This is a genomic window from Nocardioides sp. NBC_00368 (genome assembly GCF_036090055.1).
In the GTDB taxonomy this organism is placed as follows: domain Bacteria; phylum Actinomycetota; class Actinomycetes; order Propionibacteriales; family Nocardioidaceae; genus Nocardioides.
Genome location: NZ_CP107970.1, coordinates 635,403 through 661,863, shown reverse-complemented (window position 1 = coordinate 661,863; position 26,461 = coordinate 635,403). Strand labels below are relative to the sequence as shown.

At 66.6% G+C, this 26,461-nt stretch carries 24 protein-coding genes and 1 pseudogene; 3 read left to right on the top strand and 22 right to left on the bottom strand.

From position 1 onward, the window contains the following. Positions 1 to 22 precede the first annotated feature (22 nt). Both OG984_RS03050 and OG984_RS03045 read left to right on the top strand, forming a co-directional pair. The gene (locus tag OG984_RS03050) at positions 23 to 1,339 is read left to right on the top strand and encodes a hypothetical protein (protein ID WP_328530179.1); all 1,317 of its coding nucleotides are present in this window, start codon (positions 23 to 25) and stop codon (positions 1,337 to 1,339) included. After that, entirely contained in the window at positions 1,336 to 2,241 is a 906-nt protein-coding gene (locus tag OG984_RS03045; protein WP_328530178.1) for a phosphotransferase family protein, read from the top strand. Before OG984_RS03050 ends, OG984_RS03045 begins: the two co-directional genes overlap by 4 nt. 551 nt (positions 2,242 to 2,792) lie before the next feature. Here the strand turns inward: OG984_RS03045 and OG984_RS03040 are convergent. The 19 genes from OG984_RS03040 to OG984_RS02950 all read right to left on the bottom strand — a co-directional run bounded on the left by OG984_RS03040 (position 2,793) and on the right by OG984_RS02950 (position 24,439). After that, a complete protein-coding gene (locus OG984_RS03040; RefSeq protein WP_328530177.1) occupies positions 2,793 to 3,200 on the bottom strand; it encodes a hypothetical protein in 408 nt (135 codons plus the stop codon). Positions 3,201 to 3,231: 31 nt separating this feature from the next. Then, positions 3,232 to 3,591 carry an immunity protein Imm33 domain-containing protein gene (locus OG984_RS03035; RefSeq protein WP_328530176.1) on the bottom strand — a complete coding sequence of 120 codons (360 nt, stop codon included), beginning with the start codon at positions 3,589 to 3,591 and terminating at the stop codon, positions 3,232 to 3,234. An 87-nt stretch (positions 3,592 to 3,678) separates the two neighbouring features. Beyond that, on the bottom strand, positions 3,679 to 4,146 hold the full coding sequence (locus OG984_RS03030) for an agglutinin cell wall attachment protein (RefSeq protein ID WP_328530175.1): 468 nt from the start codon (positions 4,144 to 4,146) through the stop codon (positions 3,679 to 3,681). Next, a complete protein-coding gene (locus OG984_RS03025) occupies positions 4,118 to 6,649 on the bottom strand; it encodes a hypothetical protein (RefSeq protein WP_328530174.1) in 2,532 nt (843 codons plus the stop codon). Before OG984_RS03025 ends, OG984_RS03030 begins: the two co-directional genes overlap by 29 nt. 349 nt (positions 6,650 to 6,998) lie before the next feature. Next, on the bottom strand, positions 6,999 to 7,685 hold the full coding sequence (locus OG984_RS03020; protein WP_328530173.1) for a hypothetical protein: 687 nt from the start codon (positions 7,683 to 7,685) through the stop codon (positions 6,999 to 7,001). A 114-nt stretch (positions 7,686 to 7,799) separates the two neighbouring features. Next, positions 7,800 to 8,243 carry a hypothetical protein gene (locus tag OG984_RS03015; RefSeq protein ID WP_328530172.1) on the bottom strand — a complete coding sequence of 148 codons (444 nt, stop codon included), beginning with the start codon at positions 8,241 to 8,243 and terminating at the stop codon, positions 7,800 to 7,802. Between the two features lie 79 nt (positions 8,244 to 8,322). After that, a complete protein-coding gene (gene dprA / locus OG984_RS03010) occupies positions 8,323 to 9,339 on the bottom strand; it encodes a DNA-processing protein DprA (protein WP_328530171.1) in 1,017 nt (338 codons plus the stop codon). 71 nt (positions 9,340 to 9,410) lie between these two features. Continuing rightward, positions 9,411 to 10,022: a hypothetical protein gene (locus tag OG984_RS03005; protein ID WP_328530170.1), complete on the bottom strand. Its 612-nt coding sequence runs from the start codon at positions 10,020 to 10,022 to the stop codon at positions 9,411 to 9,413. A gap of 106 nt (positions 10,023 to 10,128) precedes the next feature. Then, complete coding sequence (locus OG984_RS03000) at positions 10,129 to 10,827, bottom strand: magnesium chelatase domain-containing protein (RefSeq protein WP_328530169.1); 699 nt, start codon at positions 10,825 to 10,827, stop codon at positions 10,129 to 10,131. 70 nt (positions 10,828 to 10,897) lie between these two features. Next, entirely contained in the window at positions 10,898 to 11,680 is a 783-nt protein-coding gene (locus OG984_RS02995) for a hypothetical protein (RefSeq protein WP_328530168.1), read from the bottom strand. 195 nt (positions 11,681 to 11,875) lie between these two features. Next, positions 11,876 to 14,740 carry an ATP-dependent helicase gene (locus OG984_RS02990; RefSeq protein ID WP_328530167.1) on the bottom strand — a complete coding sequence of 955 codons (2,865 nt, stop codon included), beginning with the start codon at positions 14,738 to 14,740 and terminating at the stop codon, positions 11,876 to 11,878. Between the two features lie 384 nt (positions 14,741 to 15,124). Next, complete coding sequence (locus OG984_RS02985; protein WP_328530166.1) at positions 15,125 to 17,209, bottom strand: AAA family ATPase; 2,085 nt, start codon at positions 17,207 to 17,209, stop codon at positions 15,125 to 15,127. A 127-nt stretch (positions 17,210 to 17,336) separates the two neighbouring features. Beyond that, positions 17,337 to 17,546, bottom strand: a complete 210-nt coding sequence (locus tag OG984_RS02980; RefSeq protein ID WP_328530165.1) for a hypothetical protein — start codon at positions 17,544 to 17,546, stop codon at positions 17,337 to 17,339. A gap of 52 nt (positions 17,547 to 17,598) precedes the next feature. After that, positions 17,599 to 18,171 (bottom strand): hypothetical protein, encoded by a 573-nt coding sequence (locus tag OG984_RS02975; RefSeq protein WP_328530164.1) that lies wholly within the window; start codon positions 18,169 to 18,171, stop codon positions 17,599 to 17,601. Continuing rightward, positions 18,168 to 19,901: a vWA domain-containing protein gene (locus OG984_RS02970; protein WP_328530163.1), complete on the bottom strand. Its 1,734-nt coding sequence runs from the start codon at positions 19,899 to 19,901 to the stop codon at positions 18,168 to 18,170. The genes OG984_RS02975 and OG984_RS02970 overlap by 4 nt, the downstream gene beginning before the upstream one ends. Before the next feature lie 73 nt (positions 19,902 to 19,974). After that, positions 19,975 to 21,207: a MoxR family ATPase gene (locus OG984_RS02965; RefSeq protein ID WP_328530162.1), complete on the bottom strand. Its 1,233-nt coding sequence runs from the start codon at positions 21,205 to 21,207 to the stop codon at positions 19,975 to 19,977. 140 nt (positions 21,208 to 21,347) lie between these two features. After that, positions 21,348 to 21,941 (bottom strand): hypothetical protein, encoded by a 594-nt coding sequence (locus OG984_RS02960; RefSeq protein ID WP_328530161.1) that lies wholly within the window; start codon positions 21,939 to 21,941, stop codon positions 21,348 to 21,350. 153 nt (positions 21,942 to 22,094) lie between these two features. Further along, entirely contained in the window at positions 22,095 to 23,273 is a 1,179-nt protein-coding gene (locus tag OG984_RS02955) for a hypothetical protein (RefSeq protein ID WP_328530160.1), read from the bottom strand. A 167-nt stretch (positions 23,274 to 23,440) separates the two neighbouring features. After that, positions 23,441 to 24,439, bottom strand: coding sequence for a hypothetical protein (locus tag OG984_RS02950; RefSeq protein WP_328530159.1), 999 nt, complete (start codon positions 24,437 to 24,439; stop codon positions 23,441 to 23,443). Between the two features lie 209 nt (positions 24,440 to 24,648). On the opposite strand from OG984_RS02950, the gene OG984_RS02945 reads away from it, so the two are divergent. Then, a complete protein-coding gene (locus OG984_RS02945) occupies positions 24,649 to 25,188 on the top strand; it encodes a LysM peptidoglycan-binding domain-containing protein (RefSeq protein WP_328530158.1) in 540 nt (179 codons plus the stop codon). Positions 25,189 to 25,244: 56 nt separating this feature from the next. On the opposite strand, the gene OG984_RS02940 is transcribed toward OG984_RS02945, so the two are convergent. The 3 genes and pseudogenes from OG984_RS02940 to OG984_RS29480 all read right to left on the bottom strand — a co-directional run. Continuing rightward, on the bottom strand, positions 25,245 to 25,628 hold the full coding sequence (locus tag OG984_RS02940; protein WP_328530157.1) for a hypothetical protein: 384 nt from the start codon (positions 25,626 to 25,628) through the stop codon (positions 25,245 to 25,247). Next, positions 25,625 to 26,041 carry a hypothetical protein gene (locus tag OG984_RS02935; protein WP_328530156.1) on the bottom strand — a complete coding sequence of 139 codons (417 nt, stop codon included), beginning with the start codon at positions 26,039 to 26,041 and terminating at the stop codon, positions 25,625 to 25,627. The genes OG984_RS02940 and OG984_RS02935 overlap by 4 nt, the downstream gene beginning before the upstream one ends. Before the next feature lie 12 nt (positions 26,042 to 26,053). Beyond that, positions 26,054 to 26,416, bottom strand: a pseudogene (locus OG984_RS29480) (DUF4326 domain-containing protein); the annotation flags it as partial. Between the last annotated feature and the right edge of the window lie 45 nt (positions 26,417 to 26,461).

Genomic DNA, 26,461 nt, shown 5'->3' with positions numbered 1-26,461 from the left:
GACCGGAGAACGGACCGCGACGATGACCAACGTCTCCATCGAGGAGTGGACCGGCGCTGAGGCGAAGCTGCTGCGGCAGGCGCTCAGACTCAGCGTTCGGGGCTTCGCTGAGCACACCGGGATCGCGGCTAGGACGCTGACCCGCTGGGATTCGAGTGACATCTCGGCCCGGCTCAGGCCCGACAGCCAGGCCGTCCTGGACGCCACGCTGGCACAGGCACCAGCTGACGCGCGTTCGCGGTTCGCTGCGTTGTTGAGGGAAGCAGTTGGCTCCCCGACCGCGAGCACCACTGTGCTGGCCACACCTCCTCTGCCCTCGACGTCATCTGTGGTGGGTGGCCCGGGCGACCTGCTCGCCGAACTCGACTTCACCCGGCGGCGGATCGCCACAGGCTTGACCCAGGGCGGCAACGAGCCTCGGCTCGATGTCATCGCCGAGCGGATCTCCGATCATCTGGCCGTCTACACCCGGTCATCACCAACCGAGATGCTCCGTCCGCTTCTCTACGACATCCAGGAGGTCGACGATCTGATCTCCACCCAACGCGCCTCCCTCGACCTCGCGCGGCTCTCGGAGTCGACAGCGATCCTGGCCGTGCTGATCGCTGACTCGTTGATGAAGCTCGGCGAGATCTCCCGGGCCAGCTACTGGTACAACACCGCCCGCACCGCAGCCGATGACTCACGCGACAACCAGCTGCGGGCGCTGGTACGCGCTCAGGAAGCGATGCTGCCGTACTACTTCGGCCGTATCGAACGTGCCGTTGATCTCGCGCGCAGCGCTCGGCAGCTTTCACCTGCCCCGAACGACACAGCCGCCCTGGCGACTGCGGCCGAGGCGCGGGGCTTGGCGATGCTGGGCGACCAATACGGTGCCCGGACCGCCATGGCAGCCGCATGGGACATGGTCGAGTCCTTCGACCCGCCGCCGGCCGACCGCGCCTTCCAGTTCGACGCCAAGAGGCTCATGCTCTACGCCTCCAGCACCTACACCCACCTCGGCGACACCTCCCACGCACGAGACGTGCAACGCCAAGCGCTCGACAAGTACGAGCCCATCGACGGATCCGTCATCGACCCCGCCCTCATCCGCCTCGACGCCGCGGTCTGCGCGGGGATCGACGGCGACATCGATGAGGCATGCGGCCTCGTCAGCGATACAGTCACCACGCTTCCCGAGGCCCACCGCACCGAGATCGTCTTCGCCAAAGCCAAAGCGGTCCTGCCCGCGATCGCGCCACGCCACCGCGGCCATCGCTCGGTGCAAGAGCTGCAAGACCTGCTGACCGAGCACAATCCCCAGCACAGGCCCGAGCACAGTCACGGACGGACCACATGACCGGCACCATGCCGCACACACTCACCGAGCCCACCTTCACCCCGGCGACGACGCGCCCACTGCTGATCGCGGCCTGCGAAAGGCTGGGACTGGACCCGACAGGGGCCACGGTACTTCGCCACCACAGCAACGCGGTCTACCTGCTCGCCCAGGCCCCAGTCGTCGTGAAGATCTCTCATCCTGACAACACCCACACCCGATCAACCGTCGACCTCCTGCACTGGCTGGAACTCCATCGCGTTCCCTCCATCACCATGGCAACCACCGCCGACCAGCCACTCGAGATCGCAGGCTGCGACGTCACCGCCTGGACCTACCTGCCCCAGACCCGCGCGATCACCGCCGACGAGATCGCTGGCCCTCTCGCGGCCCTCCACCGCACCCCAACCCCACCAGGCACACGACGGCTCGACCCATTCACCTCGATCAACCGTTCCATCGCCCAGTCCGCGTGCCTCAACACCGATGAGAAGGCCCTCCTTCGCGAGCGCTCCGACCAACTCGCCCGAGGCTGGGCCTCTCTTGAGCTCGACGCGCACGCGACCCTGCTGCACGGCGACCCACAGCACCGCAACACCCTGTGGGACGAGACCGCCAACCGCGCCGTGCTGTGCGACTGGGAAAGCGCCGTCGTCGGCCCCCTCGAGTGGGACCTGGTCACCATCGAGATCCACTGCCGCCGCTTCGCGCATCCCCAAGCCGAGTACGACGCCTTCTGTGAACGCTACGGGCGAGACGTACGCGAATGGAGCGGCTACGAGATCACCCGCGACATCCGCGAGCTGAGAATGATCGCGTCCAACGCCCGCAAGTCCAGCCCAGGAACCGCCCCCGCCGATGAAGTCCACCGCCGGATCGCCCACCTCCACAGCGGCACGACTCTCCGCTGGCACATCCTCTAACTAGCTCGTTCGCGTGGCACAGATTGCCCAGCGACCTCCCTTGCCGAGTGGCCCGGGTTGGACTGTGCGGCCCAGTCACCGAACGCTGGCCGATCCAGGCAGTAGGAGTCCCGAACAGGGGCCCGAATCGGTGTTGACCTGCTGCTCGGGAATCGTCCGGAACCCGAGTTCAGCATCGGTGCTGACCCCAAGGACCGCACGAAGGCCCTCGCGGTAGTCGGCCCGCGGCCAACTGATCATGCCCGCTCGTACTCACTGATCGTGTCTGCGTTCAACGAGATCCGACCGCCGATGGCGCTCCACACATATTCGTTGACGTCTCGGCCAACTCGGCCCGCGAAAGACCGCGGCCGGAGCCCGAAGGGGACAGGACCGATTCACGACGCCGTCGAAGTAGCTCGTTGCCCACGCCGAAATCTCCTCACCGTCAGCCAACGCCCGGATCGCCGCGGCCATCAGCACTCCGAGTAATCATCCGACCCGCTACGGTCACCCGACCTGCTCAGATTGCCGGGGACGAGTGGTCAGAATGCCGGGTCCGTCACCGCACGTCACGGGGCTGCCGCCAGGGTGCGCAGGCCCCCAAACCGGCACACTGCCCGCCCGCGCGACGCCCACACCAGGTCATCGGCGACCAGGCTGATCTCCAACACCCCCACGCCGGGAACCTCGGGCCACGGCCGGTTCAGGCGGTCCATGACCTCAGTCGCGAGCGCGTCGGCGGCACTCAAAAGGATCTCGATTCCTGATTGACCATCGAGGGCCGTGATGTTCTTCTCGACGACCAGGAGGACAGCGGCAGGGTCGAACTCTTCCAACTCGGCCGGGTCGACCGGTGAGTAGGTGTCGCTCGTCCACAGGCTGGAGTCACGGGTGCGGACTGCCCATGAGAGTTCGATCGCGGTCCGGACGTCCTGGTCCAGGAGTGCGCATCCGTTCTGGATGAGCCGTTTCGTCATTGCTTCTCCTGCGGCTTGTCAATCCGCTGCACTAGTCGCGGTACTGCGGAGGCACATAGAACTGTCGAGGAGAGATGGCGTCGCCGGTCGCGGTGTCCACGATCCGTATACCGGCCTCGTCGTCGACGATCTGTAGGTCAGAGCCCACCGGGAAGTCGTAGATGTTGATCAGTGCGGGTTCGATCTCGCAGAGCCGGTTGTACTCAACGATCTGCATGTTCGCGGACTCCGCTAGGTACTCATCCGTGTCGATCTCGGAGAGGATCCGCCACCCGTTGTCGGCAGCGGCCACGGAGTCCTCGCGCACCAGCCACTTCACCCTGCCGGCGCCACTGAGTACGTTCTTGCTAGTCAGGCAGGCACCGGCGTTCGGGATGATCTGCTTAGCCAATCCGCTCCTCCACAAGGGCTCGGGTGGCGTCAAAGTCCATGTTGTCGCCCCACAGGCCGACGACGTCCGGCTCAATCTGATACTTGCTCATCCGCCGCCCGCCTCCTGGAGGCGGTGTGCAAGCCAGTCGGGGATGGTGTCGGGGTCGCGGGGGAACTCCTCGAGGTCGAGGGCGTAGTTGAACGCTCGGACCGGGCGGCTCCACTCCGGCTCGTTGTCGTAGTCGAAGGTAGCGCGCGCGTCGGCGTGACCATCGCCAAGGTTCGTGATGGTCCACTGAGCCGACATCCATGTGCCGGATCCCGGCTTGTACATGACCTTGCGAAGCTCGCGCAGCAGATCGCCGACCTCTCCCGGGACGCCCTGGGAACGGTCGACCGACCCATCGGGACGCTCGACCTGGAGCTTGTGTTGAGCGAGCATCGCAAGCTGCCGACGATTGAAGGTGAGCCTCTGCCACGGGCCAGACACCTCCGCCGGGATCAGGGCCGAGATCTCATTGATCAGTGCTGCCTGCCGCTCGGGATCAGATCTCGTCTTTGTCGGGTCGGACATTCTCGAACTCCTCCTCCTCAAGTTCGCCATCGATGATGAACTGTGCTCTGAACCTCGACGGTACTCGACTGTCCCTGTCGTATACCGGGATGACCTTGAGCCCGACGTCGTGTTTCGTGGCACCGTCCTCGGTAAGCTCCCTCACCCTGGACCGCAGAAATGTCTCGAGATCGTAGTAGTTGTCGGTCAACTTCTCGGGCGAGTCCTGCGACACGGCTCGGTTCAGAGTGGCAAGCATCGCCCCGACGTTAATCCGCTCGGGACCGCCGCCTGCGGCGTTCTGCAGCCAGTGGCCGCCGTCGTATCCTGGCCCGCCCAGATCGCCCACCGCTGACTGCACACTCTTCGAGCGGGGCGCATCCCGGAGCGCCATGTGCGGGTCGTTGGCCTCGATCGTCCTCGACGCATGGTCTGTCACGAACACGTGAATGCCGCTGACCACGAACGTGGCATTCGGCAGCGGCCAGTTGAGATCCCAGTTGAGGACGCCATCCTTGCCGTAGTCGGTGTCCACATACCTGAGTTTCGCGTTGTCGTCGCTGTAGTAGGTGCCACGGTCCTCGACCTCGTACGCCGTGTTCGCTTCCACCACGAACCCTGGCGGTGGGAAGTTCGTTCGCGGTCCGAGGGGCTCAACGTGAACCCGGCGGTGAGAATGGGGAGCGGGCCACCTCTCACGGATCCGCTTCAAGGAGAGTGATCCGGGCGGTGGCACCACCGTCCGTTGCTCCGCTGGCACACCTGGTTCAGCAGCCACTGCCTCGCTCGTGCCCAGTGCCTTGGGTGGTGGCTTGTACGGTACAAAGTCGGCCGGTGGCTCAAGCACCTGTGGCGGCGAGGGTGCGCGGGCCTCGAACGTCGGGTGCCACACCCCACCCGGCGACATCGGCACCTCGGTCCGCGACAGCACTGAGGTGGCTAGGGCCATCTCGTCCGGCCACATCCCTTCACGCGAGCCTGCTGCCGCGCCGACGGCGGTGCCGACCGCCGTGCTGAGGGCCGCCGTGATGCGTCGGCGGGCCTGTTCGTAGCCGGGCACCATGCCCAGCACTCCCGACAACCTGAACGCGATGACCGTCAGAACCGTGATCAGACCGAGTTTGAGGACAAACCACATGTTCTCGGCCTCGAAGATCGCAGAGGTGAACCGGAGCAGCACCAGCGCGACCACGAAACAGACCGGGCCCATGATCAGCGGACCGGCCACCCGTTTGAGCCAGCCGATGGCGAGGTCCCGGGTCTTGTCATACATGAAGATCACGCCCGCGGCCGGGGCGAGGGGAACCACGAGACGGATGAGCATGAACCCCATCAGGGCGAACAGACCAGCGAGGAGAAAGAAGAGGCAGGGGACCGCTACCACGAGCAGGTTCACCAGGGCGCTGGTGGCCCGGCTGGTCCAGTCCTTCCCCGTGAAGGCCTCATAGGCGACCGGGTCGGCCCGTTTGATCGCCTCTGCATGCTCCTTGAACGCGGCCTGTTTGGCCTCGAGGATCTTCTGGCCCTCACCATTGGGGTCGGAGCGGTAGGCCGTGTACTCGGCGAAGGAGAAGTGGGTCGCCCTGAACACTCGTGGGCCGTACTGACGGGCGATGGCCGAGTCGGGGTCGCCGAAGACCCCGTCCAGCCAGGTGCGGTACTGGGTGTCGCGGATCAGGTCGTCCATCTGGGCGTCGATTGCGCCGGTGGCCTGAGTGGCCGAAGCGCCGCCCTTCGGGAGCACCTTGCCCTCGCTGAAGCCCGAGGCGATCAGTCCGGTCACGTTGCGGACCCCCGCATCGACCCAGCGCACCGACTCGGTCGGGTACTGCATCAGGAACGAGGACAACCCCAGCACCACCACGGCTGTGGTTGCAGCGGTGACCGCGCCGCCCAGGTGGCCCGACCTGGCCCGCCACAGCACCAGGGCAGCCACTGCCAACAGCGAGATCGGCAGCCACGGTCCCCACACGCCGTCAGCGACTGCTTTCGTGGCCGCGGCGACCGGTGCGTCCAGTGCCGCGAACAGGTCGCTGTCACCGATGATCGTGTCCAGCAGTGCATGCGACCACGACGGCATGATCCCGGCGACCTGCAACTCGATGTTCGCCAGCGAGGTACCCGCCCCTGCGACGAACTTGCCCGTACAGCCGACGTCGTAGACCCACCACCGATACGCGGTCCCGTAGGTGGACTCCAGTGAGACCGTGTCGGGAGACCGGAACGGATCAGAGGCATCGACGATCTCGCCCGGCTTGTAGCCGGCAGGCAGTTCAGTCTCGGCGTTCGAAGGCCGGGCGATGAAGGAGCCGTCACCGTAGGGCGAGGCAGGGATGGGTGCGTCGGTGTCACCGCAGTCGATCAGGTCACCTCGGGGCCCGGCGTGAGCCGATGACGCGGTACCGGCAAGAAGCAAGGAGACGAGGGCAAGCAGCGCCAAGACGGCACGTGGCGTCGCTCGACGACGAGTCGTCTCTTCGCGACCGAACCCGTTCAGCATCCCCACCCTGCTGATGATCGCCACTCCCGAACCGTGGCTGTGTCGGTAAATGACATCACTACCGTCGCCGGTTGTCGACAAACGGCGGAACACATGAAGCCACCCCACCCAATCTACGAAGCGCAGACTCGTCCTAGGTCAAGACGCGGATCCTGCTGAAGGACTCGTCGCCAAGGCCTTCAGCGCGGGGATGGATTCTGCGAGTCAACAGCGGGCCTACCAGAAAAGTAAGAGCTCCCTGACCAGCCATGCTGGCTGGTCAGGGAGCTCTTTCGGAGTAGTTGGGGACAGGATCCGAACCGGTTCTCTCAGGGCTTCCTCGCTCGTCGACGACTTGGATACCGAGCCCTCGCCGTCTGCGAAGCAGACACCATCAACCGTTGAGCAGGTCGCGGATCACCTCGTCGTCGATGGCGTCAGTGCCGTAAACAGTGCGCCATTGCGCGATGTAGTCCGCAGGGCTGCCGTCGCGCGGGTCGGGCCGCACCTTGGCCAGGAGGACCGCGAGCCACTCCAGCGTCAGGTCAGAGTCCCGGTTCGACTGCGATCCCAGGCCGTAGGCGAGGGTGGTGACGATGTCGGTGTCAGTGATCTCGGGGTCGCCTCCGGTGTAGCGAGGGGTTGGCGGCTTGGTCCAGTCCGAGACCAGCCCGAGCGCGTCGAACACCGGGGCTGGTAGCCGGTCCATGTCGCAGATGGCTTCGTAGGCCTCGGTGGGTGGATCGCCGTAGGAGAGGCCACCGGCGAGGTAGAGCCAGTAGCCGTTGGTCAACAGCACTGTGGTGCGCGGGCTGGCGATGGCCTGTTCGCAGGCGTCGATGATGCGGCGACCCTCCCTTTTCAGGAGCTCGAGGCGAGGCATCCCGTCTGGGTCCTTGTCCGCGGGCTGGAGGTCTTCATAGCCGTGGAACTGGGACTCGATGTCGTCGTAGCGGAATGCACCGGTACTGGTGACGGTGGCGAGGGCGCGGCGTCCCGCTTCCCAGTCGGGGTCGGGGGCGTCCCTTGTGATCGGGTCGATCGGTGTCGCCAAGGCGACCAGTGTCATCTCCGCACCCATCATCTGATCCTTACTCGCTGGCGGGCCGGGTCGGGCGGGTGTTCCTAGCCCAGAGGTGGCTCAGTGGCATCCGTCGTGCTCGTTGCCTTTGTTGGTGCCGCGTGTGTCGTGGCGTCATCGTGGTCGGCGGTGCCATGCCTGGTTGAGCTTGCGGGTGACGACGTTGATGATCGCCTCGCATTCCTCGATGGTGCAGGCCCGCTGGATCACCGCGATCAGCGGTGCCAGTACCTGATCGAGCTCGGAGGAACGTTTGTGCTTGCGCTCCATGGCGAGCACGCGTGAGGTAGCGCGGGCGTCGCGGTCGGCTGCCTCCCAGAGCGCGATGAGGTGGGTGTCGTCGATCTTCTCGCCCTCGTAGTGCAGGGTCGAGGGGTAGATGCTGATCGGGTCGCCCTCGGCGCCGAGGTCGGCTTTGATGGTGTACTTTCCGCCGATCACGCCGTGGGGCGCCTTGGCGAAGGAGGCGGGAGTGCCATCGCGATCGAAGGTATGGACGAGCTTGGCGCCTTGTCCGAGCCGTCGTCCCAGATAGACCAGGGAGATCATCTCCGGCATCGGCCCATTCCTCTCGCTCGGTCGAGCCTGGGCTGGCGGGTATGGAGGTTCCAGCCGCGCGGTCTGATCGGGGCGCGGGTCACGGTTCGATGACCTGGCGGATGTCGTCGGCGTCGGTGATGAGACTGGCCCGGCCGTCCTGGATCAGCCGGTTAGTGCCGATCGAGGTTGTCGACCCGACGGGTCCAGGGACCGCCATCACTGGTTTGTTGAGTCGCTCAGCCCACAGCGCGGTGACCAGAGCGCCGCTCCTGGCTGATGCCTCGACCACGACGGTGCCCAGGCTGAGGGCTGCCACCAGTCGGGCTCGGGCAAGTCCCCTGGTCCGGGTGACGACGGAACCAGGTGCGTACTCGGAGACGACGGCGCCGTTCTCGGCGACGGCCTCGAGCAACGACTCGTTGATGGCCGGCCAGAGGCGGTCGACGCCGGTGGGCAGGACCGCAACCGTGCGGCCGCCGCCCGCGAGGGCGCCCCGGTGGGCCGCGACGTCGATCCCGACCGCGCCGCCGGCGACGACCACGTGGCCCGCATTGGCGAGGTCGCCTGCCAGGCGGGCACTGACCTCGCACCCGAGCGGGGTCGCGGCCCTTGAACCTGTCACGGCGACGGCGTCGTGAAGCGCTCCTAGGTCCAGGTTGCCGCGCACCCACAGGCCGAGGGGTGCACCAGAGACTCGGTGGATCGGGCGCTGGCCGGTGAGTCGGTCGAGTTGGGATGGCCACTCCTGATCCCCCGGGATCACGAAGCGGTACCCGCGGTTGGCGGCGTGGGTGAGGATGACCTCGGGGTCCAGGTCGGCGAGCTGTTCGGCCAGCCGTGCGCGGGCGAAAGCGTCCGCGGCGACCTCGCTCATCCTCTCGCGGATGGTCTCGTCCAGGGTGCCATTGAGGACTGCGCGGTAGAGGTCGGTGGCGCTCTCGTGCTCACCGATGACCGCGCTCCAGGCGGAGCGTGCAGGCTCGATCAGCTGCGTCAGTGCGACCCGGGCGAGTCGCTCACGGTCCAGGTCAACCGGCGAGGTGACATCCGGCGCCCCCGTTTCGACGGGCTGCGCGTTGGGTGGGGTGACCTTGGGCGCTGGATGGTTGGTCATGGCATCTCCGTACGTCGGGTTGTTGGTTTGAGCGCTGGATCAGACATGCGAAGGTCGGCGGCGCGCCTTACTCACTGGGCCAGGCCCGCGAGGTAGAGGCCTGCGGGGTTCAGGTCGGTCCGCATCCCGGCCAGATCGATGGGGACCAGTGGGCGTAGCTGGTCGGTTTGGCACATGGCCGTGGTCAGCTCGTGGGCGGGCCATCCGTCCACCGGTGCGGCGGCGAGCTCTCGCCAGCCGTGCAGGTCGAGGGGGCCGAGGATGTCGAGGAAGGTCCTGGCCTCGACCGAGAGTGGCTGGGTCGGGGTCAGCCTGATGGGCTCTCCCCCATGGCTCGAGGGGCGCCCAGCGGTGTAGATGGAGCCGAACCCGTGTGGGGTGTGCGGGCGCTCGTGGGCGCGGCCGCGGTAGATGAGTGGCGCGGTCAGGTCGTAGGACCACAGGGTCAGATCCAGGACCACCGCTTGGGGGTCGTAGCAGTTGTGGCTGAACACGACCCAGGAGTGCTGTCCAGCCACGCCCGGGGTGGACCCGCGAGCGACCCGGCACACCGGCGAACCGTCGGTGCCGGTCTCAATGCCAACGGCTCGGGAGCGGACCAGGGCCAGCGAGATGGCATGACAGTTGCCCGCCCAGTGCGCCCGGGGATGGCCGAGGATCTCCTCTGCCATCTCGGCGCTCAAATCGCAAGGATGGATCATCCAGACCTCCTTGGTACCGCAGTCGATGCGTTCCGCGCCGCAGGGGACCGGGTCGATGCGCGAGGTCACAGGCGGGCTATGGGGCGGGCTATGGGTCGCGGAAGGTTCGGATCGGAGACTCGTCGACGCTGGGCTCCTCGCGCAGCATCGCCACCACCGCGGCCAGAGACGGCAGGGCGATCACCTGGGGGCCTAGGAGGTCGGGTAGCTCCGGCGCGTCCACCTCAGGTACAACGACGCGACCAAACCCTGCGGATGCGGCGGCGCGAGCGATCGCCTCGATGCCGCGGGTGGGTCGAAGGAAACCGTCCAGGCCGAGCTCGCCCGCGAAGACGGTGTCCTGCAGGGCGGCGGGCTCGACCTGACCGGCCGCGGCCAGCACCGCCAGTGCCATGGGGAGGTCGTAGTAGGCGCCGGACTTCGGCAGGTCCGCGGGTGAGAGCAGGATCGTGATCCGGCGGGTTGATGGCCAGTCCAGGGCAGAGTTCAAGCTCGCCATCCGGACTCGGTCGGCGGTCTCGCGGATGGTCTGGTTGGGCCTGCCGATGATCGAGGTGCCGACCAGACCGGGCGAGACATCCGCCTGCACCTCGATCAGCGTCGCACCCGGGTGCTGCGCTGCCGGCGACGTGGCTCGCCGGGCCGAGGATGCTGCGTGCGACGGTCCTCCCACCCCGTCGGCGGCTCTCCCGGCGGTGCCGTCGGTGTGCCCGTGGTGGGTGTTGTGCGGTTCATGGGGATGGTGGTCGTAGCGTGGCTGGAGGGTGTGGACTCTCGCGTAGCCCATGTCGGTACTCCTTGACGTGATGGGTGAGGTAATGGGTGACCTGATGGGATGTCGGTGGTGAGGGTGGTCCTCATGGCTGCTGACCGCGGTCGCGGCGGGGCTCAACGCCCGGGTCGATACGCGGGCCGGGGCGAGGGTCGCGGCATGGGTCGGGCCAGGAACTGGGCCGGGATTGTGGGCGCAACTCCTCGGCGGTCGTCTCGTACAGCCTCACCGTGGCCGGTTCGATGAACAGGCAGATCAGTGCGGCCAGGCGGTTCTCGTCGGCCAGCACCATGGGCGGGATCATGTTGGGTCGCGACATCAAGATGTCGGCGCGCTCCAGGAGCGACTGGCGGCGGTCCTCGGCGGTGGCGAAGTGCTCGCGCACAGTCGTGTCCGGCGCATAGTCGGTACGGACGGTGAAGTAGGTCGACGTCGCGATCTCGGCGGTCGAGTCGCTGTACCCGAGGTCGAGGCGATCGACCTGCTCAAGGTGATCGGGTCGATCGGCGCGATGCCCGGTCCTGAGGGGCATACCGGGGTGGGCGCCGAGCACCGAGGTGTGGCCCTGTCGCGGCGCCGGGGGTGGGTCGGTGGTGATGTGCAGCCCGTAGGGTCGGCAGATGTCGGCGATGGTGGCGAGGACCTCGTCGGGGTCGTGGTCGAACATGTTGAAGGTCAGGTCCCGGACAAGCAGCACGCCGACCCGCTCCCCCAGCCTCGACTCGGTCAGCGCCTCCACGACCGCCTCGAGGCGAGCGGTACGGCTCCTGAACCAGCGGCGAAGTGCAAGCACTCCGCGGTCGAAGATGGCCACGTGCCGGATCGGCCCTGCCGCCGGTACAGGCTCGTTGCCCTCATGCCAGGTCATCGGATGCCCCGGCCACTCGACCCACGCCCCGGGATCTGGGCCCCACAGTCGGCGAGGATCGATGTGCTGGACTTCATGCTCTTTCCTTTCAGAGAGGAGATCAGAGCGAGCTCTACGGCAACGGCACCGGACCAGCTCGACCCGGATCAGAACGCCCGGGAGCCGGCCGGCCAAGTTCGGCCAGCCGGCGATGGGTCAACTGGCGTGAGCCATGACGTCGGGTTCGAGCGGGTCGTAGGGGTCGTCCGGGGTAGCACCGACGGCGAGCCGAGGAGCTGAGGTGTTCGGCTGCGGGGAGGCGTCGTGGTCCAGCGGATCGGGGGTTTCCCTGTCTAGATCTGCGGCATCTGCGGAGCGGGCGGCGTTGGCGGCGTCTCGCTGCTCGAGCAGGGTGACCAGGGTGTCGTAGTTGGCCTGGATGGGGGCTTTGGCGACCGTGCCGTAGCTGAGCACGTGCATCGACTTCATCGCCCGGGTGAACGCGACGTAGTAGAGCCGTCGCATGTCTTGGGCCATGGTGGTGTCCTCTTTGTGCAGGACGACGACGTTGTCGAACTCCATGCCTTTGGCGCCGTGGATGGTGGAGACGACCAGGTCTGCTTTGGCCTCGGCGTTGCGCTGTTTGCGTTCGCGGTTCTTCTGGTTCATCAGCGACTGGCGCACCGCGTTGTGGGAGATCTCGTAGCCGAGCAGGTTGTCGCGCAGCTGCTCGAAGAACTCGGCCTCGCTCATGCCGCCGGTGGCGTGCAGGCTCAGCCATGCCTGGATGACCGGCTGGTTGCGGACCCACCACTCGCGGACCATGTTGATGATCGCTGGAGCGGCCTTGGCGGCGTTGCGAGTCAGCTTGTCCAGGTTGTTCACGATGCCCTGGTCGATGGCGAAGGGCGCGGAGGCGGGCGGGACCTGTAGGACGTCGTTCCAGTAGTGCTTGATGAACTGGCTGAACACGTCGGTGGCGTAGGTCTTCTCCGAGGTCAGGTTGGCGATGTGCTTGCCGGGGAAGGCCTGTTCGAAGACCTGCTGCGCGGTCAGCGCGGCGCGCCGGGTGTAGGCCAGGAACGCGACCTGCTCGCCTCGGTCGATACAGCCGCGGACGTAGTCGGGCACCACGGCGTTGGCCAGGATCTGGGGCAGGTCCTCTTCGAACTCGCGCAGGCGCGGGAAGGCCCGGTAGTCCAGGGTCACCTTCTCCTGGAAGGAGTCGGCGGTCGGGACGGTCAGGTCGTTGGCCCGCAGCTGGATCTCGGCGAACCGGTTGGTCTCCAGGCCGCCGAGGACGATGTTGGCGAAGTCGAGGATCTCCTGGTTGCTGCGGTAGTTGGTGGAGAGCTTGTAGGTCGCGAAGACGCCGGAGGACTCCAGGGTGTTGAGGGCGCGGGGGTTGGCGAAGCGCCACTCGTACAGGGTCTGGGATGCATCGCCGACCATGTAGAGGGACTGGGCGTTCTTGGTGACGTGCTTGAGCAGGTAGATGAACTCGAAGATCGAGTTGTCCTGCACCTCGTCGATGATCAGGTAGCGGCACGCCACGTGGGCGGGCTCGACCATGGTGTCGATGCGCTGGTAGCAGATGACGATCTCCAGCTCGAGGGAGGTCTGCTTGATCCGGTCCAGCAGCGCGATCACCGCGTCGAAGTTGTTCTCGAGGAAGGTGTTCAAGGCGGTGGAGGCGTGCGCGTCCTTCTTGGCGACCTTGAGCAGCAGGCCCCGCAGCGTCGCGGCGAAGGAGTTGTTCGGGTAGAAGATGTCGATGCTGTTGATGATCGTGTCGACGCTGGAGAGCTCGTGGGTGGGGTGGTTGAGCGCGTAGATGTCGTGGATCATCCGGGCGATCGTCATCGACCCGACGTCGGGGTTGCGGTCGGTGATGTTGTCGGCGGCGGCGTTGGTGAAGGACAGCACCGTGATCTCGGCTGGGTCAACACCGCACTGGGTCAAGAACCCGATCCGATCCAGAATCACCGTGGACTTGCCGGTGCCCGCACCTGCCTGGGTCATCACCAGCGGCTCGGTCGTCGAGACGGCCTCGCGCTGCTGTGCCGACAGGTGTGCGGGCAGCACCGGCGCGCAGCCCGGCACGGTGGGTACGACGGGGGCGGCCAAGGTGGGCCGGATCCGGTCGAGCTGGTCGAGGGTGTGGTTCATCAGCAGGTTGAGGTTCTGCTTGGACAGCTCACCGGCCACGTCGGCGGGGAAGCAGGCCTCAATGGCCTTGTGGATCGTGCGGTAGGCGTCGAGGGGAACGTTGTAGTTCTCCAGGTAGCGCATCAGCTGGGCGATCGCGTTGAGGTGGTCGCGATCCGTGGTGCCGGCGGCGTCCTCGACGTAGGCGCAGATCTCCTCGGCGATCTCCTCGCCGTTCCAGATCTCGGCCTGGCGGGTGATCGCCGCGTGGATGTCGTACTCGCGCAGCCACTCATCGAGCTCGTCGGCGTTGCTCACCGACCCTCCGGCACCGGCCAGGACATGGTTGACCCAGCCCAGGGCACCGGTCAGCGGACTGGTGTCCCACTCGACCACGACCGCGGCGTCGAAGTTGCCGGGGCCCTGGTTCGGGGCGACGAGGACAGCCCGCTCGGCGCTGAAGCCAGCCTTGAGGAAGTAGAGCTCGATCCGGTACTGGATCACGAAGCTGCGCACCGGCGTGTCGTCGACCCGCTCCTCGTAGAGCACCGAGCCCTGCGGGGTCATGTCCAAGTAGACCTCCCACGTGGAGGACACAGCCGGACCAGGATCGACCCGGAAGCGAGTACCGGTCGGCGGGACCGGCAGCGTGATCCTGCGGCCCGTGACCGAGACGGCGCGGCGGGTCAGCGGCGCGAACGGGATCACCGAGCTGGTCACCCCGTTCTCGGTGTGGTTGGCCTTCACCTCGATGCTCGGGTGGGGCAGGTAGGCCGCGCTGGTGACAGTGTTCACCGGCAGCAGTGCCTCGTTGAGCAGGCCGGTCTTCTTGCCGGCGCCGGTCAACTTCGAGGAGAAGAATTTCGGCGTGACCGCCGCAGGGTCGAGGCTCGCCGCGACATCGAGGTCGAGGTCTTCGAGGATGATGGGCATGACGCCTGCTCTCATGAGGACGTGCGAACAATGACCTGGAATGACTCATGGAATCAGCCACTAATCATTCGGGAGAAACGATGGAATGATGTCTTTCTAATCATTCTTCGTCTTTTCAAATGAGGTATCAACGGGTTGCCTGCGCCTTACCCAGCACCCCGCGAGATGCCTGCGAACGATGCGTGAGCGATCAGCCCAGCCTCGAGTAGGCGGTGACGAGGTGCGGGCGGGTTCACAACCCCGCCCGCACCTCCCCCCTGTGCCATTCCCGTGAGTGCCGTCAGGCACTCTCTCCCCGCGCCGGAGCGAGCGTGCCTCGATCGTTCACAGCCGCATCGACCGGTCGGCGACCCGCGACGCGTGCCTCGAACAGTCGCTGCGCCATCACAAGCCCCCCTCGTCGTCCGATCCCTCCAGCAGACAAGCTGGCCCGATGGGCTGCCCGGTCCCGGCCGGCTGGGTCGTCGGCTGGGTCGTCGGCGGGGTCGTCGGCTGAGTCGCTGGCGGGGTCACTGGCTGAGGCTGATGGCTCAGGAGCGCGTCCTCGATGTAGGTGCGTACGGCCTTGACTGCCGGTCGTGCGCCCTGAGAGAGGACGTGGGTGGCCTCGACGATCCTGTGCAGCTCCTGGTCGGGGATCGCTGCAGGTAGCACTGGTGCCAGGCGTGGCCGGTCGGTGAGGATGTGGTCGCGCTGCCGCTGGTAGGTGGAGGAGACGATGTCGGCGTAGGTGGTCGCGTCGATGGGGTTGAATCCGACCACCAGCGAGAACCGTCCCAGCAGCTCGGGGTCGAAGTGATCGGCCAGCGCCCGGTTGAGGGACTTGGCGTCGATCTGGCGCGGGGCTGCGGCGAATCCGAGGCTGTCGCCGTCCAGTGACTCTCGGGCCGCGTTGGTGGTGGCGATGACCAGTGCCTTGGAGAAGTCCTGCAGTCGACCACGGCTGGTGCGCAGGTGACCCTGGTCCAGCACGGAGAGGAAGAGCCTTTGGACGGCGGGAGCGGACTTCTCGAACTCATCGAGCAGGATCACCCGGTGCGGGTTGGACTCCAAGGAGTCGAACGGCAGCTCGGCGTTCGAGTCCGAACCGACATAGCCGGCTGGTGCGCCGATGATCCGGTTGATCAGGTGGGAGTCGTGGTACTCGGCCATGTTCAAGGTGATCGGCTCCTGGCCGGTCAGACGCTCGGCGATGATCTTGGCCGCCTGGGTCTTTCCCACACCGGAGGCGCCGGCCAGCATCCAGGCGATCGGTGTGGTGCGGGCGAACACGTTCAGCTCCTCGCGGGCCAGCTGGTCGACCAGCCGTTCCAGGACTTCGTCCTGGCCACGCAGCGTTCCCAGCAGCTCGGCGCGCAGCTCGGCCGCGTCGAAAGGCGGCTTGGTGGCGTTGCCGGTCAGCAGTTGCTGGGCGACGCCGCGTACCCGGGCCTCGGTCAACGGCACCGAGCTCGTCTGGAGGGACGCGGTCAGGGCCTTGAGACTGCTGACGCGGTTGGTGTCGCCGGCCGCGGCTGCCTCGAGGATCTGCTGCTCGGTCTCGTTGATCAGGCGGCGCTGTTCCAGGACCCGGTTCGCCATGGCCCGGTCGAGCAGGGTGATGGCCGAATCGGGGCGGTGCAGATCTGCGCGGCCGCTCTCGTCGGCGACGCGGACCACCACGTCCAAGACGTCGTCAGCGACGAGGACCTGGTGGCGGTAGTGGGTCATCAAGCCGGTACGGATCCTGGAGAGCACCTCGCGGGTCTGAGTCGGGGTGAGCTCATCGACCACAAGCCGTGAGAACCTGCGCGCGAACGCGGGATCCTCATCCAGAGCCCGGGCCTCCTGGGTGGTGGTCGCACCGATCACACGCATGTCCCCACGGGCCAGGGCCGGTTTGAGGATCTGGGCGATCTTCGCGTAGACCGAGTCCTTCGCTCCGGTCGTGCCCCCGACGATCTGGTGGATCTCGTCCATGAAGACGATGACCTTGCGGCCGGGGTCACTGGCGTAGTCGACGATCGCGGCGACCTTGGCCTCCAGGGCACCGACCAGGCCGGCACCGGCCACGATGTCGGAGATCGGCAGCTCGAAGACGGTGTGGTCCTTGAGCTGGTCAGGGATCAACGGGTCGTCGGTCGCGATCCGTCGGGCCAGGTCCTCCACGACGCGGGTCTTGCCGACACCGGCCGGACCCACGAGGAGGACATTCGCCTTCGCTTTCCCGATCAGCACCGCGAGCATCTGCTCGATCAGCGCCTCCCGGAACAGCACCGGATCCGCGGCGCCGAAGCGCTGATTGTAGTCGATGAGCATGCGCTCGACATCGTCCTCATCCGCGGCCCCGGCACCAGGTCCGCCGGGTCCGCCGGGTCCGCCGGGTCCGCCAGGTCCGCCATGGAACGGATTGAACCCGGCACCGGCTGGCGGGTTCTTGTCGTCTGTGTCGTCGTTGTCACGTGAGGTGGTGAAGTTGGACAGACCCATCGCAATCGCCGTCCTTGTCTACGAACTGGGTAGTGGTGTACGAACTCGGAATGCCCTCAGATCTGTGGTGGTCTCTGAGTGGGTGAAGGTCAAAGCCAGGTGTTGGCGCGAGCGAGGCTTCGGGATGTCATCCAGGCTCAGCCGGGACGAAGAGGGCCCGCATGTCATGGACCATCCGCAGATCGTCGTCGTCGATCGGGATGCGGACGACGATCTCGTGACAGCCACTGCTGGTCCCGCTGCTGGCCCCGGTGCCGGCTTCGGTGTCTTCCTCGACATGCCAGTCGATCGCGCGCTTGAGGTTCAGGTCGCGCAGGATCTTGAGGATCTCGAACATCGAGTTCACCTCTCCTCGTTGGTGAGCTGCACGGTGGTGTTCGTGGTGGTGCTCATGGATGCGTTCCCGCCTCAGTGCCGGGTTGGTGGTGGTCGGTGTGCAGGGCCGCCTCGAGGCGGTAGTCGCCGCCGCAGTGCAGGATCAGGTCCAGGTCGAGTGCGTGCTCACCCGCCCCGACATGCGGGGCGTCGGGTCCCGTAGATGCGAAGCAGGTCCACTGCCGCAGCCACTTGTCATCGTTGAACACGTCATTCAGCACTGCGTCGAGGTCCTCGGCGATCGAGCCGATGTCATCGAGCTTGAGGACCTCCGGGGTGCTGGAGGTAGGCCCTGGTCGCAGGACAATGGCGTTGAAGGAGAGCCAGTCGCCCTGGTCGGAGTCCTCCACGATCACGTGGGAGGCCCGTGGGTAGGCGGGCCAGACGATGTGAGGCAGCGCGATCATCGAGAGCCGGTTGATGTCGGCCACCGAGGCCCGGTACTGCTCGATCGCGACCTGCAGACCGAGACGGATCTCATCGAGGTCAGCGCCCTCAGCCGCGTGCCCCGGCTCCTGGCCTGCGGCCTGCCGGGACCGCTGCTGAGGGCGCTGCTGGGGCCGGCGGTCGGGCAGGTGGCCGGTCATACGATCACGCCCAGGAGCCGCTGCTTGATCGCCGGGTCGATGTGCTTCATCGAGGCGGCGAAGTTCCCTACCGCGAAGAGGACCATGTCCCAGTCCATGGCCGAGCAGGGTGCGTAGTACAGGTTGGGCGGATGGTCCTCGCGGTTGCTGGAGGGCGCCCACTCGAAGTCAGTGATGACCAGGCTCATCCGGCGTTTACGTGCCGGGGAGACGTTGATGTAGTCCCAGATCTGCTTGTAGTCGGTCCCGCCTGTGACCTTGGGGATCCGACGGAACTCCTTCCAGACCTGGGCGACCGACTTGCCGGCCACGTGCAGGAGCTTCTCCTCGGACAGGATGTGGCTGAAGGAGCTGACGTAGAGGTCGACGTTCATCTTCTTCGCCATCGCGATCAGCATCAGCACGGCCTGCTGGTAGTTGTCCTCGCTGATCGACCCGGAGGTGTCGATGTAGATGTGCAGGTCCGGCATGAAGTGCACCGAGGTGATCCTGCCGGGCTTGTTGTAGTCATCGGGGTTGCGCCGGTTCGCCTTCAGGAACGTCGTCTTCGACCTGCGGAAGATGTTCTGGGACCGGTTCACCATGCCCATCCGCTTGAGCACCCGGTTGATCGCCTTGACCAGGTCGATCCTGGTTGGTGGCTGCTTGCGGAACCGCACGTGGGCGGCACGGTTGCCGGGCGCACCCGGCGTCGACTTCGCGGCGACGGCCTGAGCCTTGGCCGTCGCGCGAGGCATCGCGGTCAGCTTGCTCAGCGCCTTGTTCGAGACCACCTTGACCGGAGCGGACAGCGAGGTGTTGATCAGCCGCCACTCCTTGGTCACTTTCCCCGGGCTCGCGCGCGCATGCGCCTCGACGTTGACCAGCACGATCGAGCGCGGGCAGAACAGCTCCCCCACCGTGAACGGCAACACCCCCACCGTCGGTGCCTGCTGTCCCGGCTGGGACTGCTGGGCGGACGTGGCCGCGGAGGGCTGCTGCGGGGCTGACTGGGCCGAGTGGGTCTGCTGTTGGGTATAGGACATCAGCATGTGGACGATGAGGCGGGCGAAGGAGAACTCGGTGTTCCCGTCGGCGTCGTCGACGCGGAGCAGCAGCGACTCGGTCAGCCCTTTGAGGGAGAGCGTGGCGAACTGGTTGAGCATGTTCGTCGTCTCACCGGGCAGCGCCGCGCTCATGGTCTGGACCTGGGTGCTCAGCCATGCCTTGAAGTCATCGAACGCGGTACTGGACTGGAACCAGAACCCGAGAGTGTTCGGGTGGTAGGCATAGGCCAGGGAAGCGAACAGTGCTCCCTCGTCGCTCTTCCCGGCGAGCAGGCTCTTCGCCGCGGGGACCACGTCGTCCTTGGCGGTGTAGAGAACCGTGGGTCCCGGTGCCGGCATCTTGAACCGGCCACCTGCCTGGACCGCGAACAGCTCACCGACCGGCAATGGGCTGCGCGGATCGAAGTGCAGCATGGTCTGGCCCAGCAGGTCCTTCATCTCGGCCTCGGCCACCGGGTTGGCCACATCGCCCACGCAGTCCAGCAGCATCTGCGGGATCCGGCCGACGAGGTCGTTGCCGCTGGCGTCGGTCAGCGAGGCGGGCGCCGCGGGGTTGAGGGGCTGAGTGATCGCATCCGCGATCACCCGCTTGATCGCGTCCGCCGGGTCGTAGTCGCCCTTGCACGAGATCGTGTGCACCGCGTCGAGAACGGCGGGTGCCTGGTTGGAGACATTGATCGTCACGACAGGGCCTTCTTTCTCACTGGCCCACGCACAGGCGCGCACGCCTTCTCGCGGGCCGGCTTGCGGGGGTCGGTCACTGGAATGCCGAGAGGATCGATCGCAGGGAGTCGACGATCGGGGCGCTGCTGTTGAGCAGTGCCTCGAGGTTCTGCTGGTCGACCTGTCCGGCGGGCAGCATCTGGACCAGGGTCTGCAGATGCGTGGACTCGATGTTGTCGGTGGCCTGAGCGAGCTGCTCGATCACGACGGTGTTGTCGGCGTTCTCCTTGAGCGCGAACAGCAGGCAGCCCGACTTCTCGTTGTCGGTCAGCGTCGAGATGAGGCCCTCCAGATCGGTCACCGTGGTGGCGGCCTTCAGGCTCGCGTAGCAGTTGGGCTGCGGGACGGTCACCCGCGGGCCGGCGGTGTTGCTCATGCCGGAGGCGAGGTCGTCGGCGATCTTGGCGACGACCTGGACCGCGAACTCGGTGTTTCCGACGTGGGCCTCGATGATCTCGTTGAGCACCGTGGTCTCGCGGCCGGCAACCACCGAGGGGGTGGCCAGGTAGCGGCCGAGCTGGTCGGGATCGGCCTTGTTCAGCCAGCGCGAGAGGTTCTCGATGGTGCGCGGAGTGGTCAGCTGGTTCATCTCCTCACCGGAGTCGAACAGGTCCACGAAGGTCGAGGTGTCCTCGTCGGAATCGTCGTCACCGTCCACGGCGATCACCGAGGGGGTGGCCTTCTGGAAGACCAGGCCCGGGAACCGGACCAGGACCTCCTTGACCCACGGGTTGATGTCGTCGCCGAGGACCTCGATCAGAGTGGCGGCCTCCGGCTCGACGCGGTAGATCGAGAACCGCGACAGGGACGCCTCATCCAGGCTGGTCACGTTGCCCTTGTCGTTGCCGGCGACCATGATCCGGACGTTGTCGGGCAGCTTGACGTGCCCCATCCGCCGCAGCGTGACCAGCGTCAGCGCACCAGAGGTGACATCGGCGGTGGTGCGGTTGATCTCGTCGAGGAACAGGATCGGCCACTCCCGCGGGTTCGCCTCGGCGTATCCGATGCATTCGGCGATCACGTGGTGCGGGAAGAAGACCTGCTGGAAGGATCCACCGTCCTCGGTCGGCACCAGACGGGCACCGGTCAGGTCGGCCTTGTCGGCGAGCTGGTTGCACGGCAGGACAAAGGCCTTGGTGCCCATCTCGTAGGCCAGCGACTCGACCCAGGAGGACTTGCCGATACCGGGCTCGCCCATCAGAGCGGGCGGGATGCCCATCTCCAGGTCGGCCTTGATGACCTCGGTCAGGGTTTCGTTGAAGCGCATGAGCTGTTGGTTCCTTCCAGGTGGTCGTCAACGGGAGGGTCAACGGGATCGTGAGTGGGATCGTCAGAGGGACGGAGCGTTGATGTGCGCGGACAGGTACTGCCAGCTGGTCGAGGTTGTTCTGGTCCTCGCGGCGGCCCCTATGCGGTGTCGGCACCGCGATATGTGGCCGAGGGCATGAGGGGCGATGTGGATCTCAGGCGCATCGAGACGGCGGCTTCCGCCGGGGCGTAGAAGCCATGGACGTCTTCGAAGTCGAGGAGCACCCCGTTGAGGTCGAACAGGTCGCGGCGTCCGGTCCATAGCTCGCCGCGGCACCATTGGCTGTAGAGGTGCAGTAGGTCCCGGGCGTACCTCGTGCGACGGGCGGCGGGGACGTCGGCGGAGACAGTCAGCACCGCGACGCCGACCGCCACATCCCAGCGGCCCTCACTCGAGGTCGACTCCCCCACCAGCGCATAGGTCACCGAGCCGTGCTCGTAACGTTCGACCAGGAAGTCACGCTCCCCCAGCCGATACTCGGCCAGGTGGGTCTCGCGCTCGGAGGCGTCACGGAACTCGGTCCACTCACACGCTTGACTCAGTGGGCTCTCGATCCCCTCGCAGTGCTCCTGTAGGACCGCGTAGGTGGCCTCCCACATCCCGCAGGCGAGCAGGACCACGCTCACGTGCTCGGCGCCATCAGCGCTCAAGTTCAGATCGATGGTGTGACCCTCAGGATCGACGATGCTCATCAGGACTCCTCCACGCAGCTGGTGAACACTGGGCTGTTGCACGCGGTAGCGGGGGGCTGTACCCGTCGGTGGAGCCCGAAGGGCGGCCTTGCCTGGCAGCCATCTGCGAGGAGTCGGCACGTCCACGGCCACTCCCGATGGCGCTGCGCGCCATCAGCTCGCCTCGTCGGTCGGATCCGCCCGTGCGATGGGCTCGCCCTCTGCTCTGAGCTCGTCGTGGCTCTCGGCGTCCTGGTCCTGCTGGGCCTGGTGTTGGGCCGCCGCGGCCCGTCGCTCGGCGATCAGGGCGGCGGCGCGGTCCAGCAGGAAGGGGCGTTGGTTGCGACGTTCGGTGTGCTTTGCCCGCGGGGGCAGGACCTTGGTCGCGGCCAGGAAGAGCAACCACGCGTGGTCGGAGTCGGAGTAGGCGATACCCCGTGCCTGGGCGGTCTTCTCGATCTCGGGGACCAGGCGCCGGTACAGCGCGGCGAGGACGGAGAACTCCCAGCGGGAGGTGTCCTCCTCGAAGTCCCTGGGGTCCTTCAGCCTCAGGTGGGCGGTGGCCGTACCCACGATCAGCTGTGCACCCGGGATGTCGAGGGCCTCGGCAGTCCCCTGCGCCACGGAGACCTCGAGGTCACGAGCTGAGGCGAGGGTGGCGACGGCCTTGTGAGCAAGCTCGTCGTAGACGCCGGCCAGGCTGGTGAACGTCGGCTGTGGGGACACGGCGCCCTGCTGCGCCTCAGCAGGCTCTGCGCTCGCCGGGCCGATTCGTACGGCCCGATCAGCCCCGTTAGCCGGGCTTGCGGGGATGGGTTGGCGGGTGAAGGTGACCCAGTGCTCGAGCAGGAGCTCGTACCAGCCGTGCTCCTCGCGCAGGACCTTCTTGGCTGCCGCGACGGGGTGGTCCCAGAAGTTGGGCGGCAACGGAGCCAGGAGGTGGAACCCGCGGCGCGACATCGAGATCTCCGAGTAGACGATCTCTGGCAACGCGATCAGATCTGCTGCGATCCCTGGCGGGCAGTCCGGCTCGATGTCGACCATCAGCAGCCCGTCGGTCCGCGCCCGGAGAAAGAACGCGTGATTGGCCGCCAGCGGCAGTGCCCGGATCAAGTCCTCGAGCGGCATCAGGCAGGTCTCGTCGGTGGCGAAGGCCCCTCGCAGCCGGCCGGTCTCGGCCAGCTCGACGATGTCGATCGGTGCCTTGCCCTTCGAGTCATCCCCCGGGTCACCAAGGCGACCCGACACCGTCCACCGCGCCGACCGGGCCAGGCTTCGGATCGCGGGGTTGTCGTAGAAGCCAGGGAACACCTCGCGCAGGGAGTCTGGTCGCGACGGATCTTGCCGAGGCATCGTCACGGGAGTCCTTCCGTGCCTGGTGGTTTGCGAGCGGTGTGCGTGGTGTGCGTCGTTGACGTGTGTCCGCCGGGTCAGGGCCGGCCAGCGGTCATTGGATGCAGGGACGACGAACCCCCGTCACGCCGGTGCGGGGGTTCGTCGTCTGGGTCGGGTATGGCGCCTCACGCCGGGTGGTTGATCGCGTCGGGGGTCGCCGGGTTCGATGCCCACGGGTCCATGGGGTCGGGGGCCTCGGCGGCCGATGCCCACGGGTCTGCGGGGTCGGGGGTGGGGTCAAACGCGGATCCGGTCTGTGCGTGGGCCTGCCCCTTCAGGGTTGCGTTCTCCGCCTCGAGGCGCGCCAGCCGCTCCTCGACCGTCTCGCCGAGCGAGGTCGCACCAGACGGAGCGGGAGTCCCCTGCCCCTCGGGCGGCACCGGGACGGGAGCGTGAAGGGGGCCCGGCTCAGGAGCCGCGGAGACCACGGGCGCTGGCGCCGCGGCCACCGGAGCATTAACGATCGGGGCGGGCGGAACTGGGGCAGGAGCAACCGGAACGGGCGGAACCGGCGGTGTCGGGGCGGCCTCGGCGGACGTTGAGCTGGCCGTGGCGGTTGCCTCGACGGGGCGCGGCGGCACGGCGAAGACGAGGCCTCGCTTGGCGAGCTCCTCGTCGGTTGCGCTGCGGTAGTAGCGAATCGGCTCATTGACGATCACGCGGTCGAGCCGAAGCCCACGGTTGGAGTAGTTGGGGGTCTTGAAGACCCTCAGGATCAGGGTCACGTCCAGACCGGCGTCGAGTTCGCCCACGGGGGTGATCTGCACGGCCTGGCCGCTCTCGTTGAGCACGGCGATGACCGGGAGGTACTTCGACTTGCTGTCGAGGGAGTAGTTCGCCCCCGTGCCCGGGTGCGCGTTCGAGGCGTAGCGTCGCTCGGCGACGAAGCGCTCCTCCAGGGTGGGGTTGTTCTCATCGCCGAGAACCATCTCGGCGTTGGTGATGGTCACGCTCGTGTGCGGGGCGCTGACTGCCAGCATCCCCTTGGCGACCTTGCGTGCGTTGACCCGCTCGAGCTCGGCGCCCTCGATGAGGCGGGTGAGCCGGGAGTAGGCCAGCTTCCCGCGGACGATGACGAACCGGCCTTCGGTGAGGTCATAGGCGGACACGGTGTAGTTCGACATGACGATGCACTTCTTCCTGCGCTTCTATTCAGAATGAATTCTGAAACACGGTCTGATTGGATCATTCATCACCATTCGAGTCTGATTCTATCGATCGGAATGACTCGTCTGTATGATGAAGGTAAATGGATGTTTCAGGGATGGATTGGGTCCATTCCTGTTCCCTGCGTCCGAAGGTTTCGGGGTGGGCCGTGAGAAAGGCGGATCGGATGGGATCGATGGGGTACGGCAACGGCCCGGTGATGACCGCTGGCGTGATGACGCTCGGCGCAGTCCTCGGAGCCGGGTGGGGCATGGCACGGATCGTCAGTGATCCCGACAAGGTGGTCATCGCGCTGAGCTCGGAGGAACCCGGTCAGGGGGCACCGGGCAGTGGCGATGGCACCCTCGAGTTGCCAGTGGCGCGGGAGCGGAAGCCATCACAGGCTCCGCCCGCCATGGTTCCACCACAGGCCGAACCCGGAACCAAGCCCGGAACCAAGCCCGGCGCCCAGCCCGGCCCCAAGGATGACTCCAAGGACGAACCCGAGGATGGCCCCCAGGGTGGGTCCCGCGGTGGGACTGGCGGTGGCGAGGGATCCGGCCCGGATCCGGTCGGCTTCTCCACCTACCGGATCCGGGCCGGTGACACTCTCTCGGAGATCTCGGCCGAGAAGGGGGTGCCGGTCGGGATGCTCGCCGAGTACAACCACATCGAGAACCCAAACCTCATCTACGCTGGCGCCTCCCTGCTCATCCCCACGCTGTGATCAAGCAGGCGTGGCTGAGTAGCAGCGATCAGGCAGACGTGAGGCTCGATGTGGCCTCAGGCTGGGGTACACGGGTCGAAGTCCGGCGCGATCGCCCAGCCGGTGCCCTGGCAGGCGTAGGTCGTGCCGGGGCCACAGCCAGGTCCGTGCCCGGGTTCGGGTTCGGGTTCGGACACGGTGATCGCGTCGCCCAGGCTCAGTGAGCGCAGGCCGCGCTGCCGGTAGTCCAGGGACACCGGGTTGGGCGGGGCGGCGAAGTCAGGGTCATCTCCGACGTTGAAGAGCCACCAGGCGTGGGCGAGCGCGGTGAGCGGTTCGGTGTGGTCGCTCTCGTAGGTGAACACCTCGCGCATCGGGTCGCCGGGTTGGTAGCCCTCGAGCCAGGCGGTGTGTCGGCCGGCCTCGTCGGTGGCCTCGTTGTGAAAGATCGTGAGTCTCATCGGTCCTCCTGATCCACGCGCGATTCGCTCGACGACCGGCTGCGTGGCACGTCCTGTGCAACGTCGCGGTACATGTCTTGTGGCAGGTCGTAGGGCTTGTCGCGTGGCTGGTTCTCGTTTTGGAGGCGGCGTGTGCGCTCGAGGTGTGCGTGGATGCGGTCGATGCGTACGGCGCTTCCGCCGCGTTCACGGATCCAGCGGGCGATGTCGGCGCAGGTGTGGCCGATCATCCATCGCGCGATCGTGGCGGCGTTGGTGACGCGGCCGTGGCGTGAGTAGTCGGAGACCTCGATGCCGAAGCAAACCAACCCGTCGGTTCCGTCGCTGGCCGGCAGGCTCACCCGGACCCATCCCGCCGGCGCAGTCTGGGTGGAGCCCGTAGCGTTCGGTTCGGCCGCGGCTTCCTCGATCATCTCGATCAGGATGTGGCCGTGACAGTACTCCTCCAGGTTGCAGTCGCACATGATGTCCTTGCCGACCAGCTCACCGATGTGGCTACGGATCCAGCGAGCCCGAGCGTCCGGGGAGCGTCTGGCCCAGGCCTCGAACATCGTGTAGGTGTCGACGACCTTGCAGGTACGACTCGGCGGGAACGGCGTCGACCACGGCGAGGACGCATCCGCGATGTCGATCGCGCGCGGATGACCTTCATACCGGCGGCGGTTGAGAAGCCGAGAGGGCTTGGCACTCGCCGTGGTCGATGACGGTACTGGAGGTACGGCAGGGCCCTTGGACGGGGCGGACGTGGTCGACGTGCTGGATGCGGGTGGGATCGGTGCGGCGGTCATCTTTTGTTCCCTTCCTTGATCCTCACGTCCTGGTCTTCGCCCTGT

Bases quoted from the DNA above. Each gene is read 5' to 3' on its own strand.
- OG984_RS02945 (WP_328530158.1), top strand. From the start codon at position 24,649: ATGGGATCGATGGGGTACGGCAACGGCCCGGTGATGACCGCTGGCGTG.
- OG984_RS03030 (WP_328530175.1), bottom strand. From the start codon at position 4,146: ATGTCCGACCCGACAAAGACGAGATCTGATCCCGAGCGGCAGGCAGCA.
- OG984_RS02940 (WP_328530157.1), bottom strand. From the start codon at position 25,628: ATGAGACTCACGATCTTTCACAACGAGGCCACCGACGAGGCCGGCCGA.
- OG984_RS03020 (WP_328530173.1), bottom strand. From the start codon at position 7,685: ATGGGTGCGGAGATGACACTGGTCGCCTTGGCGACACCGATCGACCCG.
- OG984_RS03015 (WP_328530172.1), bottom strand. From the start codon at position 8,243: ATGCCGGAGATGATCTCCCTGGTCTATCTGGGACGACGGCTCGGACAA.
- OG984_RS02935 (WP_328530156.1), bottom strand. From the start codon at position 26,041: ATGATCGAGGAAGCCGCGGCCGAACCGAACGCTACGGGCTCCACCCAG.
- OG984_RS02985 (WP_328530166.1), bottom strand. From the start codon at position 17,209: ATGGGTCTGTCCAACTTCACCACCTCACGTGACAACGACGACACAGAC.
- dprA (WP_328530171.1), bottom strand. From the start codon at position 9,339: ATGACCAACCATCCAGCGCCCAAGGTCACCCCACCCAACGCGCAGCCC.
- OG984_RS02955 (WP_328530160.1), bottom strand. From the start codon at position 23,273: ATGCCTCGGCAAGATCCGTCGCGACCAGACTCCCTGCGCGAGGTGTTC.
- OG984_RS03050 (WP_328530179.1), top strand. From the start codon at position 23: ATGACCAACGTCTCCATCGAGGAGTGGACCGGCGCTGAGGCGAAGCTG.
- OG984_RS02995 (WP_328530168.1), bottom strand. From the start codon at position 11,680: ATGACCTGGCATGAGGGCAACGAGCCTGTACCGGCGGCAGGGCCGATC.
- OG984_RS02990 (WP_328530167.1), bottom strand. From the start codon at position 14,740: ATGCCCATCATCCTCGAAGACCTCGACCTCGATGTCGCGGCGAGCCTC.
- OG984_RS02980 (WP_328530165.1), bottom strand. From the start codon at position 17,546: ATGTTCGAGATCCTCAAGATCCTGCGCGACCTGAACCTCAAGCGCGCG.
- OG984_RS02965 (WP_328530162.1), bottom strand. From the start codon at position 21,207: ATGCGCTTCAACGAAACCCTGACCGAGGTCATCAAGGCCGACCTGGAG.
- OG984_RS03045 (WP_328530178.1), top strand. From the start codon at position 1,336: ATGACCGGCACCATGCCGCACACACTCACCGAGCCCACCTTCACCCCG.
- OG984_RS02950 (WP_328530159.1), bottom strand. From the start codon at position 24,439: ATGTCGAACTACACCGTGTCCGCCTATGACCTCACCGAAGGCCGGTTC.
- OG984_RS03000 (WP_328530169.1), bottom strand. From the start codon at position 10,827: ATGGGCTACGCGAGAGTCCACACCCTCCAGCCACGCTACGACCACCAT.
- OG984_RS03040 (WP_328530177.1), bottom strand. From the start codon at position 3,200: ATGACGAAACGGCTCATCCAGAACGGATGCGCACTCCTGGACCAGGAC.
- OG984_RS02960 (WP_328530161.1), bottom strand. From the start codon at position 21,941: ATGAGCATCGTCGATCCTGAGGGTCACACCATCGATCTGAACTTGAGC.
- OG984_RS02975 (WP_328530164.1), bottom strand. From the start codon at position 18,171: ATGACCGGCCACCTGCCCGACCGCCGGCCCCAGCAGCGCCCTCAGCAG.